The sequence below is a fragment of the Mycolicibacterium setense genome (genome assembly GCF_000805385.1).
GTDB classification, from domain to species: domain Bacteria; phylum Actinomycetota; class Actinomycetes; order Mycobacteriales; family Mycobacteriaceae; genus Mycobacterium; species Mycobacterium setense.
The window spans coordinates 460,038-477,834 of the sequence record NZ_JTJW01000009.1; the positions used below are offsets into that span (position 1 = coordinate 460,038).

A 17,797-nucleotide genomic window follows, 5' to 3' on the forward strand; every position below is an offset into this window, starting at 1 on the left:
TGATGGTCTTGTGAGTACGCCGTCGTCGGGACCCGTCAAACGCGGTGAGCTGCGCATATACCTGGGCGCAGCTCCAGGCGTGGGCAAGACCTACGCGATGCTCGGCGAGGCGCACCGCAGGCTCGAACGGGGTACCGACGTGGTTGCGGCAGTGGTTGAGACGCACGGGCGCAAGAAAACCGCGAACCTGCTCGACGGCATCGAGACGATCCCACCGCGCTACGTCGAATACCGGGGAGGCCACTTCCCCGAACTCGACGTGGCCGCGGTGCTGGCGCGCCATCCGCAGGTCGTGTTGGTCGACGAGCTCGCCCACACGAACACCCCGGGCAGCAAGAACCCCAAGCGCTGGCAGGACGTCGAGGAGCTGCTCGCCGCCGGGATCACCGTGATCTCCACGGTCAACGTCCAGCATCTGGAAAGCCTCAACGACGTGGTCACCCAGATCACCGGAATCGAGCAGCAGGAGAAGGTCCCCGACGAAGTGGTCCGGGCAGCCGACCAGATCGAGCTGGTCGACATCACCCCGGAGGCACTGCGCCGCAGGCTGTCTCACGGCAACGTGTACGCGCCCGAGCGCGTCGATGCCGCGCTGTCCAACTACTTCCGGCGCGGAAATCTCACCGCGCTACGGGAATTGGCCTTGCTGTGGCTGGCGGACCAGGTCGACGCCGCGTTGGCCAAGTACCGTGCCGACAACAAGATCACGGACACGTGGGAGGCCCGCGAACGCGTGGTGGTCGCCGTCACCGGCGGTGCCGAGTCGGAAACCCTGGTGCGCAGGGCATCCCGGATCGCGTCGAAATCGAGTGCCGAACTGATGGTGGTGCACGTCGTCCGCGGGGACGGCCTGTCGGGGGTTTCGGCACCGCAGATGGGCAAGGTGCGGGAGCTGGCCATCAGCCTCGGGGCCACCCTGCACACCGTCGTCGGCGACGACGTACCGACCGCACTCATGGATTTCGCCCGTGAACGCAACGCCACCCAGCTGGTCCTCGGCACGTCGAGGCGGTCCCGCTGGGCCCGGATCTTCGATGAGGGCATCGGCGCCGCGGTGGTGCAGCAGTCCGGCAAGATCGACGTGCACATGGTGACCCACGAGCAGGCCCGCCGCGGGTTCGGGTGGTCGACGGCCACGCCGCGGCAGCGCCATGTCGTGTCCTGGCTGGCCGGCCTCGTGGTTCCCTCGGCGATCTGCCTGGCCATCGTCACCGTGCTGGACCCGTATCTCGGCGTCGGCGGCGAGAGCGCCTTGTTCTTCATCGGCGTGCTGATCGTCGCACTACTCGGCGGCGTTGCACCCGCGGGACTTTCGGCGCTGCTGTCCGGGCTGCTGCTCAACTACTTCCTGGTCGATCCGCGCCACACGTTCACCATCTCCGAACCCGACAGTGCCGTCACCGTTGTGGTGCTCCTGTTGGTCGCGGTGGCGGTCGCGGCGCTCGTCGACGGCGCCGCGAGCCGGGCTCGCGAGGCCAGGAAGGCCTCGCAGGAGGCGGAGCTGTTGACCCTGTTCGCCGGGTCGGTGCTGCGCGGTGCCGATCTGACCACCCTGCTGGAACGGTTGCGAGAGACGTACTCTCAGCGGGCGGTGAGCCTGCTCAGGGAAAGCGATGGGACGGCGGACATCGTGGCGTGCGTGGGCACCAAGCCGTGTGCCGACGTGGACACCGCCGACACCGCGATCGAAGTCGGCGACGACGAATTCTGGCTGTTGATGTCCGGGCGCAAACTGGCCGCCCGCGACCGGCGGGTGCTCAGTGCCGTCGCCAAACAGGCTGCCGGGCTGGTCAAACAGCGCGAACTCACCGAGGAGGCCGGCAAGGCGGAGGCCATCGCGCAGGCCGACGAGCTGCGCCGCTCGCTGCTCTCGGCGGTCAGCCACGACCTGCGCACCCCGCTGGCCGCGGCCAAGGCGGCGGCCTCGAGCCTGCGCAGCGAGGACATCGACTTCTCGGCCGAGGACACCGCCGAGTTGCTGGCCACCATCGAGGAATCGGTCGACGCACTCACCGCGCTCGTCGGCAACCTGCTCGACTCGTCCCGCTTGTCGGCTGGGGTGGTCCGCCCCGAACTGCGCCGGGTCTACCTGGAGGAGACGACGCAGCGCGCGCTGCTGGGAATCAGCAAGGGCGCCACCGGATTCACGCGAGAGGGGCTGGACCGGGTGAAGGTCGAGGTCGGCGATGCGGTGGCGATGGCCGACGCCGGGTTGCTCGAGCGGGTGCTGGCCAACCTGATCGACAACGCCCTGCGGTATGCACCCGACGGCCCCATCCGGGTCAGCGCCGGGCAGATCGCCGACCGGGTTCTGATCGCGGTGATCGACGAGGGGCCCGGGATGCCGCGCGGCGCCGAGGAACAACTTTTCGCACCGTTCCAGCGCCTGGGCGATCACAACACCACCATCGGCGTCGGGCTCGGTCTGTCCGTCGCCCGCGGCTTCGTCGAGGCCATGGGCGGGACAATCTCGGCGACCGATACCCCCGGCGGTGGCCTGACCGTCGAAATCGACCTTGCTGCACCGCCGAAGGACGAATCAGCATGACATCCACCAACGCTGCCAAGACCCGTGTCCTGGTGATCGATGACGAACCCCAGATCCTGCGTGCGCTGCGGATCAACCTGTCAGTGCGCGGCTATGAGGTCGACACCGCCACCAACGGCGGGCAGGGGCTGCGCGCTGCGGCCGATCACCGACCCGACGTGATCGTGCTCGATCTCGGCCTTCCCGACATGTCGGGAATCGACGTGCTGGCCGGCCTCCGCGGCTGGTTGTCGGCACCGGTGATCGTGCTCTCGGCCCGCACCGACTCGTCCGACAAGGTGGAGGCTCTCGATGCCGGCGCCGATGATTACGTCACGAAACCCTTCGGTATGGACGAGTTCCTGGCCCGGCTGCGTGCCGCGGTACGCCGCGGGGCGGCGGCATCCGAAACCGATGAGCCGGTGATCGAAACATCGTCGTTCACAGTGGATCTGGCCGCCAAGAAGGTGACCAAGAACAACACCGAGGTGCACCTGACCCCCACCGAGTGGGGCATGCTCGAGATGCTGGTGCGTAACCGCGGCAAGCTGGTGGGCCGCGAAGAGCTGTTGCGTGAGGTGTGGGGACCGGCCTACGCCAAGGAGACTCACTATCTGCGGGTGTATCTGGCGCAGCTGCGCCGCAAGCTCGAGGACGATCCGTCGCACCCGGTGCACCTGCTGACCGAGGCGGGTATGGGCTACCGCTTCCAGGAGTGAATTTTCTCCGACGAGCAGGTGCTGAAGTCCCGAATTCCCCGGACTGTCGGTAACTTGGCTGCGGGCCCCCGCCGCTTGCGGGGTTGCCCGCGCACGGGAGGAGTCCGACGATGCTGGACCGGTTGAAGTTCATGGTCGGCTTTGCCGACGCCTACCGAAGGTCGCGCAGCGCCGGCGCCGACCACGGCGAGGCCCTCGACACCGCTGCGCGCGACATGATGCTGCGCAAGATGGGCGGCGCCGACGAAGACACCGCCGCCGCCAAGAAGGTCCCCGCCCCGATTGCGGCGATCTGGCTCGACCCTGAGTCCGCCTGTGCGTTGGCCGACGGCGCGTGGTTCGGCGAAGGATCCTTCGAGATCACGCCACGCCACATCGACCTGCTACGACTGATGCGGTTCACCTGGGACGGCGCCGAGCGGGGCGCGCCGATGCTCGATCCGAAACAGCCGTACGGGCGCCCCGACCTCCTGAGGCAACTCGGTGAGACGTTCGAAACCGATGACGACGCGGATCTCGCGCGGCGGCATGTGGAGATGTTCTTCGTGCTCAGCCGAGCGTTGAAGCACGGCGCGCTGGAACCGGGCCGCCACCCGCTGCGCAACATCAGCGCGGACGACGTGCGCCGTGCGATGCGCGGCTATGACGTCACCGATACCGACCTCGGGCTCGACGCCGACGGCCACGTCGCGATCACCGATGACCATCTGCAGCTGTTGCGGGACATCGACATCCGCTGGCCGTCCACATCCGACTGCGAGGACCGTTTCGCAGCAGGTGAGTATCCGGCAGCCGCCGGGGATCCCAAGCGGCCCTACGGCGACTTCACCTTCATCGAGGTGGACATGGCCCGCATTCTCGGTGTGCTTCCGCCGGCCGACGACACCGGCATCTTCGAGCCGAGTCCAGAACTCGCCGACCGGCTGCAGCGGCTGCACTGGCAGATGCTGGTCGCGATGCAGGTATTCGCCGAGCAGGCCGACCTCGCCCCTGGCGTCTACCGGCTCTACGAATAGTTTTTCGCCAGGCCGGTTTTTCGCCGGGTTGCAACCGCGTTGCAACGTGACGCAGATTACGGTTCCTCCTATGTCAGGTGATCGTGCGCTCTACCGTGCTCTGTTCGAGGCCAGCCTCAACGACCCGGCCACCTTCTGGGCTGACGCGGCCAAAGCGGTGACCTGGACGTCGGAACCGCAGCGCATCCTCGACGACACCAACCCACCGTTCTACCGGTGGTTTCCCGACGGCGAGCTCAATACGTGTGCCAATGCCCTGGACCGGCATGTGTCCGAGCGTGGCGATCAGACCGCCCTGATCTACGACTCCCCCGTCACCGGCACCAAGGCCACCTACTCCTACCGCGAGCTACGCGACGCCACCGCCCGGTTCGCCGGGGCCCTGCGTGGGCTCGGGGTGAACAAGGGCGATCTCGTGGTGATCTACATGCCGATGGTCCCCGAGGCGGTCATCGCGATGCTGGCCTGCGCCCGCCTCGGCGCGGTGCACTCGGTGGTGTTCGGCGGGTTCGCCGCGCATGAGCTGGCCACCCGCATCGACGACGCCCGACCGGTCGTCGTGGTGAGTGCCTCGTGCGGAGTCGAGCCGACGCGCATCGTCGAATACAAACCCATGCTGGACACGGCACTACAAATCGCCGAGCACAAGCCCAAGGCTTGCGTCATCCTGCAACGCGAGCAGTGCCCGTGTGAGTTGGTGGACGGGCGCGACCACGATTGGCAGCAGTTGACGGCCGCCGCCGCACCTGCCGATCCGGTGCCGGTGGCGGCGACCGACCCCCTGTACGTGCTCTATACGTCGGGCACCACCGGTAAGCCCAAGGGCATCGTCCGCGACAACGGCGGCCACGCGGTGGCCCTGCTGTGGAGCATGCGCCACATCTACGACGTGGCGCCCGGCGACGTGTTCTGGGCAGCCTCTGACGTCGGCTGGGTGGTCGGCCACTCATACATCGTCTACGCACCGTTGCTTCTGGGCGCGACAACCGTTCTGTACGAAGGCAAACCGATCGGCACCCCCGACGCCGGGGCGTTCTGGCGCGTGGCCGCCGAGTACGGCGTCAAGGCGCTGTTCACCGCCCCGACCGCAATTCGCGCGATCAAGAAGGAAGATCCCGACGGCACACTGCTCGCCGATTACGACCTGTCCGGGCTCAAGTACCTGTTCCAGGCCGGCGAGCGCCTCGACCCCGACACCTATCACTGGGCCGCCGACAAACTGGGCATCCCCGTCGTCGATCACTGGTGGCAGACCGAAACCGGATGGGCCATCGCGGCCGACCCGATGGGCGTTGAGGCGCTGCCGATCAAGGCCGGTTCGGCCACGGTGCCGATGCCGGGCTATGACGTTCAGATCCTGCGTTCGGACGGCACCCGGTGTGAAGCCGGCGAGGAAGGCGCGATCTGCATCAAGCTGCCGCTGCCGCCCGGCACGCTGCCCACGTTGTGGGGAGACGATCACCGTTATGTCGCGTCGTATCTGTCGGCGTTCACCGGCTACTACCTCACTGGCGACGGCGGCTACGTGGACTCCGATGGCTACCTGTTCGTCATGGGCCGCACCGATGACGTGATCAACGTTGCCGGGCACCGCTTGTCGACCGGGTCGATCGAAGCGGTGCTGGCCGATCATCCCTCGGTGGCCGAATGCGCGGTGATCGGTGTGGCCGACGAACTCAAGGGACAGGTGCCGCGCGGCTTCGTGGTGCTCAAGAGCGGCGCGTCGACCGAGGGAATCACCCAGGAGCTCGTCGACCGGGTGCGTGAAAATATCGGCGCGGTGGCGGTTTTCAAGAAGGTCGATGTGGTCGCGGCATTGCCCAAGACCCGCTCGGGCAAGATTCTGCGCAAGACCATGCGCGGCATCGCCGACGGGCTGGACGAGCCGGTGCCCTCCACCATCGAGGATCCCGCGGTGCTCGACGCGCTCAAGAGTGTGCTCCGCCCCTGATTCCTCCCGCGAGCAGACGCAGAGTCGCACGAATCGGGGTCGAGAAGTGCGAGTCTGCGTCTGCTCGCGCTAACGACGCGAGGGCCAGGCCCGGTTGCTCAGCAGCCGCAGCCCGTTGAGCGCGACCAGGATGGTGGACCCCTCATGACCGGCAACACCCAGCGGTAAGGGCAAGTGCCCGAACAGGTCCCAGGCCACCAGGACGGTGATGACGGTGGCCGCGATGACCAGGTTGGCGATCACCAGCCGCCTGGCCCGCCGGGACAACGCGATCACCGAAGCGATCGCCGAGAGATCGTCTCCCACGGTGACGACGTCGGCGGTGTCGACGGTAAGATCGGCTCCGGTGCGTCCCATCGCCATCGATGAATGTGCCGAGGCCATGGCCGGCGCGTCGTTGACGCCGTCTCCGACCATGAGCACGCGTCGCCCGCCGGATTCCAGTTCGCGAACCGTGGCCGCCTTCTCTTCGGGCAGCAGACCGGCCCGCACGTCTTCGATGCCCAACTGCTCGGCGAGGTGCATGGCCGCGGCGTGATTGTCACCGGTGAGCAGCACCGGCGACACCCCGGTGAGCGCGCGCAACTCCTGCACGGTTGCCGCCGCACCCCGGCGGGCGTCGTCATGCAGTCCCAAGACCCCGACCGCCTCGCCGTCGGCGGTCACCACCACGGCTGTCGCTCCGGTGGCCTCGATCTCCGCCACGGCCGGGACCGTGGGACCCGAATACGCCGCCGGGCTGAGCACCTCGACCTGGCATCCGTCGACGACGGCCCGGACCCCGCGGCCTGCGCGGGCGGTGAAGCCGCCGGCCTCAGGCACCGCGACGGCGCGGGATGCCGCCTCGGCGGCGATGGCGCGCCCGATCGGGTGCTCACTGAATTGCTCTGCGGCAGCGGCGGTTGCGAGCACCCGGTCGGGCGACCACTCGCCGAGAGACACCACCTGCGATACCTGGGGAGTACCCGCGGTCAGTGTTCCGGTCTTGTCGAGCACGACGACATCCGTGTCGGCCAGCCGCTCCAACCCAACCGCTGATTTCACCAGCACGCCGTGACGGCTGGCGTTGGCTATCGCCGACAGCAGTGGCGGCATGGTGGCGAGCACGACTGCGCACGGCGACGCCACGATCATGAACGTCATGGCGCGCAACAGAGTTGAACGCACATCGGCGCCGAACACCAGCGGTACCGCGAAAAGCGCCACGGTGGCGGCCACCACGACCACCGAATAGCGCTGCTCGACCTTCTCGATGAAAAGCTGCGTGGTGGCCCTGGTCGCCGAGGCCTGCGCGACGGCTGCGACGATGCGGGCCATCACCGTGCTCGACGGGTCCTGCGTGACCGTGACCTGCAGTGCCCCAGAGCTGTTGAGCGTTCCGGCGAAGACATCGTCGCCGGGGTGTTTTGCGACCGGCAACGGCTCGCCGGTGATGGAGGACTGGTCGACGTCCGACGATCCGCCCACCACGGTGCCGTCCGCCGAGATCCGCTCCCCCGGACGGATCAGAATCCGGTCTCCGGGGCGCAACGACTCCGCGGCGACGACACGCTGGGCGTCGCCCTCGAGCAGTGTCGCGTCGGCCGGGGCCAGGTCGAGCAGACCGCGCACCGAACGTTCGGTGCGCGTGGTGGCAACGTCCTCCAACGCACCCGATGTCGCGAATATGACGATCAACAGGGCACCGTCGAACACCTGCCCGATCGCTGCCGCACCGATCGCCGCCAAGATCATCAGCAGGTCGACATCGAGCGTGCGGTCGCGCAGCGCCTGCACACCGGATACCGCCGATTGCCAACCGCCGGCGAGATAGCACGACAGATACAGCGCCCACCACAGCGGAGCCGGCGCATCGGCGAGCTGAGCGGTCACCGCGGCCAGCATCAAGACGAGGGCGGCGGCGGCCCAGCGCACCGACGCCAGGGACCCGATCCAGGTGCCGATGCCTGGCGGCCCGATCCGCCGGGCGTCGCCCTCTGGCGCAGATAACGGGTCGGTCGACACTGCGGTCATGAACTGCACCTCCCTCCCACTCTCGCCAACACACATCGCTGACATTTATACATGTAGAGATTGAAATGTATCACCGATGTTTTTGTCCACATGCTTGAATGAATGCCATGGGCCATGGAGTTGAGGGGCGTGCGACGCCGGCAGCTGCCCTCGACGCGGCCTCAGCGGCCAAAGTCGCCGAGACCCTGCAAGCGCTGGCCTCCCCCAATCGATTGCTGATCTTGACCCGGTTACGGGAATCGCCGTGCTCGGTCACCGAACTGTCCGCCGCGGTCGGCATGGAGCAGCCCGCGGTCTCCAACCAACTCCGGCTATTGCGGGCGCTGGGCCTGGTGACCGGCGACAGATCCGGCCGCAATATCGTCTACCGGCTGTACGACAACCATGTCGCGCAACTGCTCGATGAGGCCATCTACCACATCGAGCACCTCCGGCTCGGTGCCCGCGAAACCTCGGCCTGAGCCCTAAATTCGCTGCGGGCAAAGAGTTTCACGCATTGTTCACCTGTGCGTGCCAACCCGCAACAGACCGCATGGCAAAAACGCGCGCCATTGACGGAGTCCTTTATTTTCGCAGTGGGCCGAACTATTGTGAAGTCGTTATATGTTGATGTCCGCCCATACTCGGGAGTTTGCTGCCGGCCTTCCGGTGGCACCCGAAAAGTGAGGAGTTGAACAACGATGCGCATGGCAACCAAGGGATCGTGCACCTGTCGCTGCAATGCCTGCGACGGTGGCCACCACTGCGGCAACCCCCCGAACTGCAACGCGCGGCGCTGACGCCGTAGGTGGCCTGCCGCCCGGACAACCGGCGGCAGGTCACCGCGACACCCGCTACGCCGCTTGACCATCGGGCCACACCCCATCGATCGCACCGATCAGTCGTGCGATCTCGCGTCTCGTCGCGTATCTGACCAGTCCTCCTACCCGATTCCGGGCCTGCCCTGCCTTATGCTGCGGCTGTGCTCTCCGCGCTGACTTGGGGCCTGGTCGCTGCATCCTCACTGCTCATCGGAGCCGTCGCCGGCGTGGTGCGCAACTGGAATCGACGCCTCGTCGGGCTCGTCCTCGGCTTCGGCGCCGGCGCGCTCATCTCCAGCATCTCCTTCGAACTCGCCGAGGAAGGCTTCCGCGCCAGCGGCGGCTGGGCCGTGGCGCTCGGCCTGGCCATCGGCGCCGTGGTGTTCTACCTCGCGGACAAGGCAGTAGATCGACTGGGCCGCAATGGAACCCAGACCGCCGGACTCCCCCTGCTACTCGGCGCTCTGCTGGACGGAATTCCCGAGCAGGCCGCGCTCGGCATCGGCATCGCGACCGGAGCCGGTGTCAGCCTGGCCCTCGTGGTGTCGATCTTCGTGTCGAATCTGCCCGAGGCCATCGGATCGGCCAGCGACATGCGATCAGCCGGAGAGCCGGCCCGCCGCATCGTGGGCGGCTGGACCGCGATTGCCGCACTGTGCGCGCTGGCCACCGTCGCCGGCTACCAGCTGCAGAACGTAGCCGGCGCCCAGTTCCAGGGCGGCATAAACGGTTTCGCCGCCGGAGCACTGCTGGTCATGCTGGTGGGCTCGATGATCCCCGAGGCCACCGAGAAAGCCGGCGAGAACGCCGGGCTGGCAGCCGTACTCGGATTCGCGGTCGCCGCCGGTCTGTCACTGGCCGGGTGAACAAACTACGGGTTAGGTTCGGCAGGTGACTGCGCAGTGGCACCTCGGGCCTCTCAGCGTCGATGTGCACAACGTTTTCGTCGCGCTCGGCGTATCCGCCGCCCTGCTGGTGTTCATCTACGAGGCCCGCCGTCGCGGCGCGGTCAACGAGCAGTCCGTGGTCGCCGCGGCCGGTGCGCTGATAGGTGGCGCGATCGGGATGCGGTTGACCGGGTGGATGCGTCACCTGGACTTCAGCGCCAATCCCAGCCTGGCGCAGGCCTGGCAGTTCGGCTCACGCAGCATCCTCGGCGGGCTGCTCGGCGCCTACCTCGGCGTCCTCATCGCCAAACGGATCGGCGGTTATCGCGGAAAGACCGGCGACCTGTTCGCCCCCGCGGTCGCACTCGGCATGGCGATCGGCCGCATCGGCTGCCACCTCACCGAAGCCCCGGGCCGGCCCACCACGCTGCCGTGGGGCATCCATGCCCCGGTCGACACCCCGGAATGCCCCGGCTGCCTCGCCGGAGCGGCCATGCACCCGTCGTTCCTCTACGAGATCGCCTTCCAGCTCACCGCATTCGCCGTGCTGTTGTGGCTGCGTCCCCGCATCGTCAAGCCCGGTGAACTGTTCGTCCTCTACGTCGCCGGCTACGCGGTGTTCCGCTTCCTCGTCGAGTTCGTCCGGGCCAACGAGACCGTGTGGCTGGATCTCACCCGCCCGCAATGGTTCCTGCTCCCATCGTCGCTCATCCTGGGATTTCGGCTGTGGTACGGCTACCGCCGCGGGTACTATCGCAAACCAGCCCACTTCCAGGAGGTGCCCGCATGACGACACCGCCCGGCCCTCCTGACGTCCCGCCCCCGCCCGGCGAAGACCCACCGGAGTTCGGCCCACAAAGCTTTGAACCACAAGGGATCCCACCCGCCTACCACGGCGGCCAGACTCCACCTCCACCCCAGGGCCAGCCCGTCTACCCGTACCCGCCGGGCTATCCGTACGGTCCCCCACCGCAACCGCCACGGCGCATCTCGGTCCCCATGGTGATCCTCGGCCCGTTTCTTTACGCCGCACTCAACCTGATCATCGGGTTCGCCGCCTTCGTCGGCGCAGGTGCCGCCGACAGCAGCGGCGGCAGCACCAACGCGGTCTTCGGCGGTGCCGCTCTGCTCTTGGCCTTCATCGCGTTCGGCGCTGGGACCCTGATGTTGTTGTCGAAGAACCCGACGGCGAAGGGCCTCGGCATCGGACTGATGGTCGGCTGGGCGCTGGTCTCGCTGTTCACCGCCGGGTTCTGCACCGGCATCAACCCCGAGTTGTACGCCCTGTGAGCACCGGTATGGGGTTGCGCGGTGACCGCTTGCACCGGTACGTGAGCGCGTTCTGCCCGCGCTGTCATGACGAGGCACCCGAGCGCCCGTTGACCGATGTCGCGCGCCTGGCGGGCATCCTGGTCGAACGCGACGGACAGATCTGGCTCGAACGCGGTTGCCGTACGCACGGATTGGTGCGCACCCTGTACGACGAGGATCCCGAGATCCTGTCCTATCTGGAGGAGTGGACCGCGCCGACAAAGGCCCACACACCCGATGTCGCCGGCAACTTCGACCCGATACCTGCGGCCTATCTGCGTGGCTTGCCCGAGATGCAGACACAGCACACCTGCATCCTGCTGGAGGACATCGCCGAGACCTGCAACCTGCGCTGCCCGACCTGTTTCACCGACAGCTCACCCGATTTGCGCCACGTGGTGCCGATCGCGGACGTGCTGGCCAACGTCGACCAACGGCTGGCCCGCGAGAACGGGCGCATCGACGTCCTGATGCTCAGCGGCGGCGAACCCACGTTGCACCCCGACCTGGCCGCGTTGCTCGATCAGCTGGTCGCCCGTCCGATCACGCGAATCCTGGTCAACAGCAACGGGGTCCGCATCAGCAATGACGACGGGCTACTCGACCTGCTCACCACGCACCGCGAACGCGTCGAGGTGTACCTGCAGTACGACGGGTTGTCCGAGCAGGCGCACCGCCACCACCGCGGCGGCGATCTGCGGAGGATCAAACAACAAGCCCTGCAACGCCTGTCCGAGCGCGAGATCTTCACCACCCTGGTGATGACATGCGCGCTCGGGGTGAACGACGACGAGATCGGGGACATGGTCCAGCTGGCCCTGGACACCCCATACGTCGGCGGCCTCACCATCCAGCCGCAGTTCGGCTCCGGCCGGTCCGGAGCGATCGACCCGATGAACCGGCTCACCCACACCGGCGTGCTCAAGCGGCTGGGCCCGCAGACCGGCGGCGCCGTCACCTGGCGTGATCTGACCGCGCTGCCGTGCTCGCATCCACACTGCTGCTCGGTCGGCTATCTCGTCCGCGACGACAGCGATCAGTGGCGCTCGCTGGTATCGGTCATCGGCACCGAAAGCCTCAAGGACAAGCTGGGCCTGGTCGCCAACCGGATCGCCGACACCGAGATCCCCCGCGAGCTGCGGACGGCGGTGCGGGAATCACTGCTCGGCCTGCTCTCGGAGCAGTCCTCACTGTCGCATCCCCAGATCGGCGATGTGTGGCGCGCCATCTGTGAGAGCTGCGACCTGGGGATGGGGACCTTGCTGACCCTGGCTTCCTCGGCCCTGCCGGGCCGCCGCCGCAAGATCCGCGAGTTGCTCGGTGAGCGCGTGGTGCGGCTGACCGTCAAACCGTTCATGGACATCTCCACGATGATCGAGGAACGCCTGATCCAATGCTGCGTGCACGTCGGAACCCGCTCGGGCCAGCCCGATTCAGCCCAGCACCAGTGCGCGCCGTTCTGTGCCGTGCAGGCGTGGCCCGCGCTCGGGCGTCAACGACTGTCACTTTCGGCCGGACAGGCATTACCGCTCATCGAGATTCGATGACCGGGCGGACGACCTGGCCCTAAGGCCGGCGGCAACCGTGAGCGGGCAAGACCGGATGCGCAGGCACCCAGGTCAAGACGGCTTTCTGCCACGCACCGATGGCAGAAACTCCCAACTACTGTTCCTAACCGTCCTCTTAAGCTGCTAACTTGCCATGAAGTGGGTGTCCCACTGCCGGGGGCCTGCCACCTGTTTTTTGGACCAGTCAGGAGTGAATGCCTTGAAGAAGACGAATATCAGTGCGGCCTTTGCCGCAGCGGCCATTGCCGCCGCGGCAATCGTCGGCAGCGCCCCGATGGCGCTCGCTGACGACAGCGCCGTGACCACCGCCTCGCTCGGCAGCCAGGCCAAGCTGGACAACGGCGCCCAGGGCTGGACGGTCACCGACCTCAAGCCCAGCACCGACACCATCAACTACCAGCCGCGTGGCACCCTGTGGGAGGTCACCGCCACCAACGAGGCCCTCGAGGGCTCGGTGACGCCGATCGTCTCCAACTTCAACATCCGCGCCGCGGACGGGCAGAACTACCGCGCCCTCTTCCAGGTTCCCAGCACGCAGGGCGTCAACCCGGCCACCCTTGCCGAGGGCCAGAAGACCAGCGGCAAGATCTACTTCGACGTGACCGGCGCCCAGCCGTCCACCGTCGTCTACAACGCCGGCGGCCACGACCTGCTGGTGTGGGACAAGCCCGCCGCACCCGCCGCGGCCCCCGCCGCCGGTGCCCCGAAGCGTCCGGCCCCGGCTGCTGCCCCGGCCGCCACCCCCACCGCTCCGGCCGCTGCTCCCGCCGCCGCCACCCCGGCACCCGCCGCCACCCCGGCCGCACCGGCCGGCACCGGCGCGGGTAGCCGTGCGGCTGACCTGCCCGCCGCCACCCCGGCTCCGGGCGCTCCGGCTGCCACCCCGGCCGGCACCGAAGCCGTTCCGGCCGCCCCGGCACCTGGCGCTCCCGCCGCTCCGGCCACCGAGTCGACCCCGGTCGCGCACGGCACGCCGGTCTCCGAGGGTGCTCCGGCACCGGCCGCCGCAGGCGCGGGCAGCGCCGCCACCGCGGTTCCGCCGGCCGAGGGCGTGCCTGCTGAAGGTGCCCCCGAAGCGGCACCGGGCGCTCCGGCTGCCCCGGCCGCTCCGGCACCGGGCGCTCCGGCTGCTCCGGCTGCCCCGGCCACCGAGCCGGCGCTGGTTCCGGCCGGAACCCAGCCGGTGGTCACCACGCCTGCTCCGGCCCCCGCGGTCGCGCCGGCGAGCAACCACGGGACTGCGTCCTGATCTAGGTAGTCACGGCAACGGCCGGATGCGGGCAACCGCGTCCGGCCGTTGTTTTATGTGCGGGGTCCCGCGCTGCCCGGCGCCGCAGGCGCGCCCGCCGCTTTCTACACCAGGGCTGCCCGCCGCCGGGATCGCGACCCTGAGGTGGAAACCGGCGCGCCACCGCAGCAGGCGCGCCCGCCGCTTTCTACACCAGGGCTGCCCGCCGCCGGGATCACAGCCCTGATGTAGAAACCGGCGCGTGGAGAAGCGATTCGGAGACCGGTCAGGCTATCGACAGCGCGATGCCGTCGAGAATGTCGTGCTCGCTGACCACCAGTTCATCGATACCGGCCCGCTCACCGAGCACGGCCGCCAATTCCTCGACGATGATGGCACCGCCGCCGATCACGTCGGCCCGGCCGGCATGCATCGGCCCGAGCGCCAGGCGTTCGGCCTTGGTCATCCCGATGATCTGCTCACACACCGCGAGCAGGTCGTCGAAACCTATGCGCGACAGGTGAATTGCCTCAGGGTCGTATTCGGTCATGCGCTGCGCCAGGGCCGACAGCGTCGTCATCGTGCCGGCCACGCCCACCCAGGTGTGCGCGCCCTCGACCGGGACCACCCGAAGCGCTGCGGCCAGACCGTCGCGGGCCACCGCGCGCGCCTGCGCCACCTCGGCAGCGGTGGGAGGATCGGAGTGCAGGCACCGTTCGGTCAGCCGGACACAGCCGATGTCGGCGGAGAAGCCCGCCTGCACCACCGTGTCGCCGCGGACCACCTCGGTCGAGCCACCGCCCAAATCGACGACAACGAAAGGCCCTGCGGCAGGATCGAGTTCACCGACCGCACCCCGAAAGGACAACTCAGCTTCCTCGGTGCCGGTGATCACCTCGGCCACCGATCCCGGAACCACCCCGCCCAACAGGCGCGCGGTCATCGCGAAGAACTCGTCGCGGTTGCCGGCATCGCGCGCCGCCGAGGTCGCCACCATCCGAACGGCGGCCACGTCGTGTCCGGTCATGAGTTCCACATAGTCGGCCAGCGCGGACTCGGTGCGTGCCAACGCTTCCGGGGCGAACTCGCCTGTGGCGTCGACGCCCTGACCCAGCCGCACCACCCGCATCTCGCGGTGGACATCGCGCAGCTTTCCGTCCACGACGTCGGCGATCAGCAGGCGAATCGAGTTGGTGCCACAGTCGATTGCGCCGACCCGGCGCGCGCCATCGATCGCGCCGACTCGCCTCAAACCCACACCTCACGATCCAGGATTCCGGCCATCGCCGGCTCTACCGCCAATACGGCCAGGGCCTCATCACCAAAGGGATTGACCCCGGGGCCTTTTGCCAACGAGTGCGCCATCACCACGTGCAGACACTTGACCCGGTCCGGCATGCCGCCGCCGGTGAACGTGGTACCCAGCGGTTCGATCGCATCCCGCTCGGCCAGATAGGACTCATGCGCCCGCAGGTACGCGGCGGCCAGCTCTTCATCCTGCTGCAGCCGCTCCGACATCTCCCGCATCAGCCCCGAGGATTCCAGCCGACTGGCGGCAGCGGTGAGCGCCGGATGTGTCAGGTAGTACAGCGTCGGGAACGGCGTGCCGTCGGGAAGTCTGGGCGCGGTCTTGACCACTCCGGGCTCGCCGTTGGGGCAGCGGTAGGCGATCTCGAGGACTCCGCGCGGTTCACGGCCCAATTGCCGTGTGACGGCCTCGATGTCGGCGGGATCAACCATTGGGGCCTCGGGGTTGGACGGGCGGCGGCGGGGCCGGCGGCCCGCCAGGAGCAGGCCCACCAGGCGCCGGCGCCGGCCCACCGATGGTAGGCGAAATCCCATGCGGCTCATCGGCAATCGTGTGCCACAGCGAGGTGTACCAGGGCTGCCCCGCAGGCACGGTCGAGCCTGGCAGGACTGGCTGGCCGTCGTCACCCGACACGACCGCCCCCGGCGGCAACTGCACCTGATACGGGGTGTCGCCGGGCATGACGAAGCCCAGGCGTTCCCTGGCCTGCGCCGCGATGTACACCGGGTCGGCCAGCTTCACCTTCTGCTGCTCCAAGTCGGCGATCTGAGCGCGCAACTGTTCCTCGCTGGCCTTCAGTTGTTTCATCTCGGTGCGCTGGGCGAAGTAGGTGCGCACCGGCCCGGCGATGGTCAGGGTGAGCACGCACACCACCGCGGCCAGGATCGCCGCCCGGCGGGCCGTCGACCCGAACCGCTGTTCGGACTGCAGCTCCGCCTGTTGCTGAGCCTGCACCGCAATGGCTTTGGTGACCTTTTCATCAGCCACCGGCTCAGCCTGCGCCGGACGGGCCTCGGCCGGCCGGCGGCGCGGCTGCGAAGCGCGCGGCCGATTCGACTCCCCGGCCTTGCCCGGCTTGCCGGGTCGGGAGGCCGGGGACCGTCGCTTCGGATCAGGCCGCTTCGCTTCGGGCATCGACGTATTGGTGCGCAGGTGCCTGCGTTACTTGGCCTCGAACCGAGGGAACGCGAGATCGCCCGCGTAGCGCGCGGCGTCGCCGAGCGCCTCCTCGATGCGCAGCAACTGGTTGTACTTGGCCACCCGCTCGCTGCGAGCCGGAGCACCGGTCTTGATCTGACCGCTGCCCACCGCGACGGCCAGGTCGGCGATGGTGGTGTCCTCGGTCTCACCGGAGCGGTGGCTCATCATGGTGCGGTAACCGCTGTTGTGCGCCAGGGCAACGGCATCCAAGGTTTCGGTGAGCGTGCCGATCTGGTTGACCTTCACCAGCAACGCGTTGGCGGCGCCACGCTCGATGCCGTCCTCAAGACGCTCGGGGTTGGTGACGAACAGATCGTCGCCGACCAGCTGAACCCGGTCACCGATGGCCGAGGTCAGCGCGACCCAGCCGTCCCAGTCGTCCTCGGACAGCGGATCCTCGATCGAGACCAGCGGGTAGGCGTCGATCAGACCCGCGTAGAACTCGGACATCTGCTCGGCGGTACGGGTCTCCTTCTCGAAGGCGTAACCCGAACCCTCCGTGTAGAACTCAGTGGCGGCCACGTCCAGCGCCAGCGCCACGTCGCTGCCCAGCTTGAACCCGGTGGCCTCGATGGCCACCGCGATCAGGTCCAGGGCGGCCTTGGTGCCCGCGACGTCGGGGGCGAAACCGCCCTCGTCGCCGAGACCGGTCGACAGCCCCTGCTTCTTGAGCACCGACTTGAGCGAGTGGTAGACCTCGGCGCCCCAGCGCAGCGACTCCTTGAAGGAGGGCGCACCGATCGGGGCGACCATGAACTCCTGGACATCCACCCCGGTGTCGGCGTGGGCGCCGCCGTTGAGGATGTTCATCATCGGCACAGGAAGGATGTGCGCGTTGGGTCCGCCGAGGTAGCGGAACAGCGGCAGTGCGGCGCTGTCGGCCGCGGCCTTGGCCACCGCCAGCGAGACGCCGAGGATCGCGTTGGCACCCAACCGGGACTTGTCGGGCGTGCCGTCGAGATCCAGCAGGGCCTGATCGACCAGACGCTGATCATCGGCGGCCTGGCCGATGATCGCCGGGGCGATCTCGTCCAGGACGGCCTCCACGGCCTTCTCGACGCCCTTGCCGCCGTAGCGGGAGCCGCCGTCGCGCAGCTCCACCGCTTCGTGCTCGCCGGTCGAGGCACCCGATGGCACCGCAGCCCGGGCGAACGTGCCGTCGGTCAGGGCCACCTCGACCTCGACCGTCGGGTTGCCACGGGAGTCGAGGATCTCGCGGGCTCCAACCTGCTCGATGATGGGCACTGGCTTCTCCTTATTGAGTCCTG

At 68.2% G+C, this 17,797-nt stretch carries 15 protein-coding genes; 10 read left to right on the forward strand and 5 right to left on the reverse strand.

Annotated features, from left to right (window positions below):
• Nucleotides 1-10: 10 nt before the first annotated feature.
• The 4 genes from QQ25_RS24835 to QQ25_RS24850 all read left to right on the forward strand — a co-directional run bounded on the left by QQ25_RS24835 (nt 11) and on the right by QQ25_RS24850 (nt 6,213).
• Nucleotides 11-2,548 (forward strand): DUF4118 domain-containing protein, encoded by a 2,538-nt coding sequence (locus QQ25_RS24835; RefSeq protein ID WP_039324250.1) that lies wholly within the window; start codon nt 11-13, stop codon nt 2,546-2,548.
• On the forward strand, nt 2,545-3,246 hold the full coding sequence (locus tag QQ25_RS24840; RefSeq protein ID WP_039324252.1) for a response regulator: 702 nt from the start codon (nt 2,545-2,547) through the stop codon (nt 3,244-3,246). Before QQ25_RS24835 ends, QQ25_RS24840 begins: the two co-directional genes overlap by 4 nt.
• Before the next feature lie 110 nt (nt 3,247-3,356).
• The gene (locus tag QQ25_RS24845; protein WP_039381589.1) at nt 3,357-4,262 is read left to right on the forward strand and encodes a hypothetical protein; all 906 of its coding nucleotides are present in this window, start codon (nt 3,357-3,359) and stop codon (nt 4,260-4,262) included.
• A gap of 70 nt (nt 4,263-4,332) precedes the next feature.
• Entirely contained in the window at nt 4,333-6,213 is a 1,881-nt protein-coding gene (locus QQ25_RS24850) for a propionyl-CoA synthetase (protein WP_039381590.1), read from the forward strand.
• A 69-nt stretch (nt 6,214-6,282) separates the two neighbouring features.
• Here QQ25_RS24850 and QQ25_RS24855 read toward each other — a convergent pair whose 3' ends face one another.
• Nucleotides 6,283-8,226 carry a heavy metal translocating P-type ATPase gene (locus QQ25_RS24855; RefSeq protein ID WP_039381781.1) on the reverse strand — a complete coding sequence of 648 codons (1,944 nt, stop codon included), beginning with the start codon at nt 8,224-8,226 and terminating at the stop codon, nt 6,283-6,285.
• A gap of 107 nt (nt 8,227-8,333) precedes the next feature.
• Between QQ25_RS24855 and QQ25_RS24860 the strand changes: the two genes are divergently transcribed.
• The 6 genes from QQ25_RS24860 (at nt 8,334) to QQ25_RS24885 (ending at nt 14,041) form a co-directional block, all read left to right on the forward strand.
• Nucleotides 8,334-8,687: an ArsR/SmtB family transcription factor gene (locus tag QQ25_RS24860; RefSeq protein WP_039324567.1), complete on the forward strand. Its 354-nt coding sequence runs from the start codon at nt 8,334-8,336 to the stop codon at nt 8,685-8,687.
• A gap of 500 nt (nt 8,688-9,187) precedes the next feature.
• A complete protein-coding gene (locus QQ25_RS24865; protein WP_039381591.1) occupies nt 9,188-9,892 on the forward strand; it encodes a ZIP family metal transporter in 705 nt (234 codons plus the stop codon).
• Between the two features lie 25 nt (nt 9,893-9,917).
• Nucleotides 9,918-10,703: a prolipoprotein diacylglyceryl transferase gene (locus QQ25_RS24870; protein ID WP_039324262.1), complete on the forward strand. Its 786-nt coding sequence runs from the start codon at nt 9,918-9,920 to the stop codon at nt 10,701-10,703.
• Nucleotides 10,700-11,203 (forward strand): hypothetical protein, encoded by a 504-nt coding sequence (locus QQ25_RS31415; protein WP_234706190.1) that lies wholly within the window; start codon nt 10,700-10,702, stop codon nt 11,201-11,203. The genes QQ25_RS24870 and QQ25_RS31415 overlap by 4 nt, the downstream gene beginning before the upstream one ends.
• 8 nt (nt 11,204-11,211) lie before the next feature.
• A complete protein-coding gene (locus QQ25_RS24880) occupies nt 11,212-12,771 on the forward strand; it encodes a radical SAM protein (RefSeq protein WP_039324568.1) in 1,560 nt (519 codons plus the stop codon).
• Between the two features lie 220 nt (nt 12,772-12,991).
• On the forward strand, nt 12,992-14,041 hold the full coding sequence (locus tag QQ25_RS24885; RefSeq protein ID WP_039381783.1) for an MPT63 family protein: 1,050 nt from the start codon (nt 12,992-12,994) through the stop codon (nt 14,039-14,041).
• Between the two features lie 265 nt (nt 14,042-14,306).
• Here the strand turns inward: QQ25_RS24885 and QQ25_RS24890 are convergent, their stop codons facing one another.
• The 4 genes from QQ25_RS24890 to eno are packed head-to-tail and all read right to left on the reverse strand — an operon-like array spanning nt 14,307 to nt 17,774.
• Nucleotides 14,307-15,272, reverse strand: coding sequence for a Ppx/GppA phosphatase family protein (locus tag QQ25_RS24890; protein ID WP_052236062.1), 966 nt, complete (start codon nt 15,270-15,272; stop codon nt 14,307-14,309).
• Complete coding sequence (locus QQ25_RS24895; protein WP_039381786.1) at nt 15,269-15,760, reverse strand: DUF501 domain-containing protein; 492 nt, start codon at nt 15,758-15,760, stop codon at nt 15,269-15,271. The genes QQ25_RS24890 and QQ25_RS24895 overlap by 4 nt, the downstream gene beginning before the upstream one ends.
• Nucleotides 15,753-16,463, reverse strand: coding sequence for an FtsB family cell division protein (locus QQ25_RS24900; RefSeq protein WP_039381592.1), 711 nt, complete (start codon nt 16,461-16,463; stop codon nt 15,753-15,755). The genes QQ25_RS24895 and QQ25_RS24900 overlap by 8 nt, the downstream gene beginning before the upstream one ends.
• A 27-nt stretch (nt 16,464-16,490) precedes the next feature.
• A complete protein-coding gene (gene eno, locus QQ25_RS24905) occupies nt 16,491-17,774 on the reverse strand; it encodes a phosphopyruvate hydratase (RefSeq protein WP_029107819.1) in 1,284 nt (427 codons plus the stop codon).
• Between the last annotated feature and the right edge of the window lie 23 nt (nt 17,775-17,797).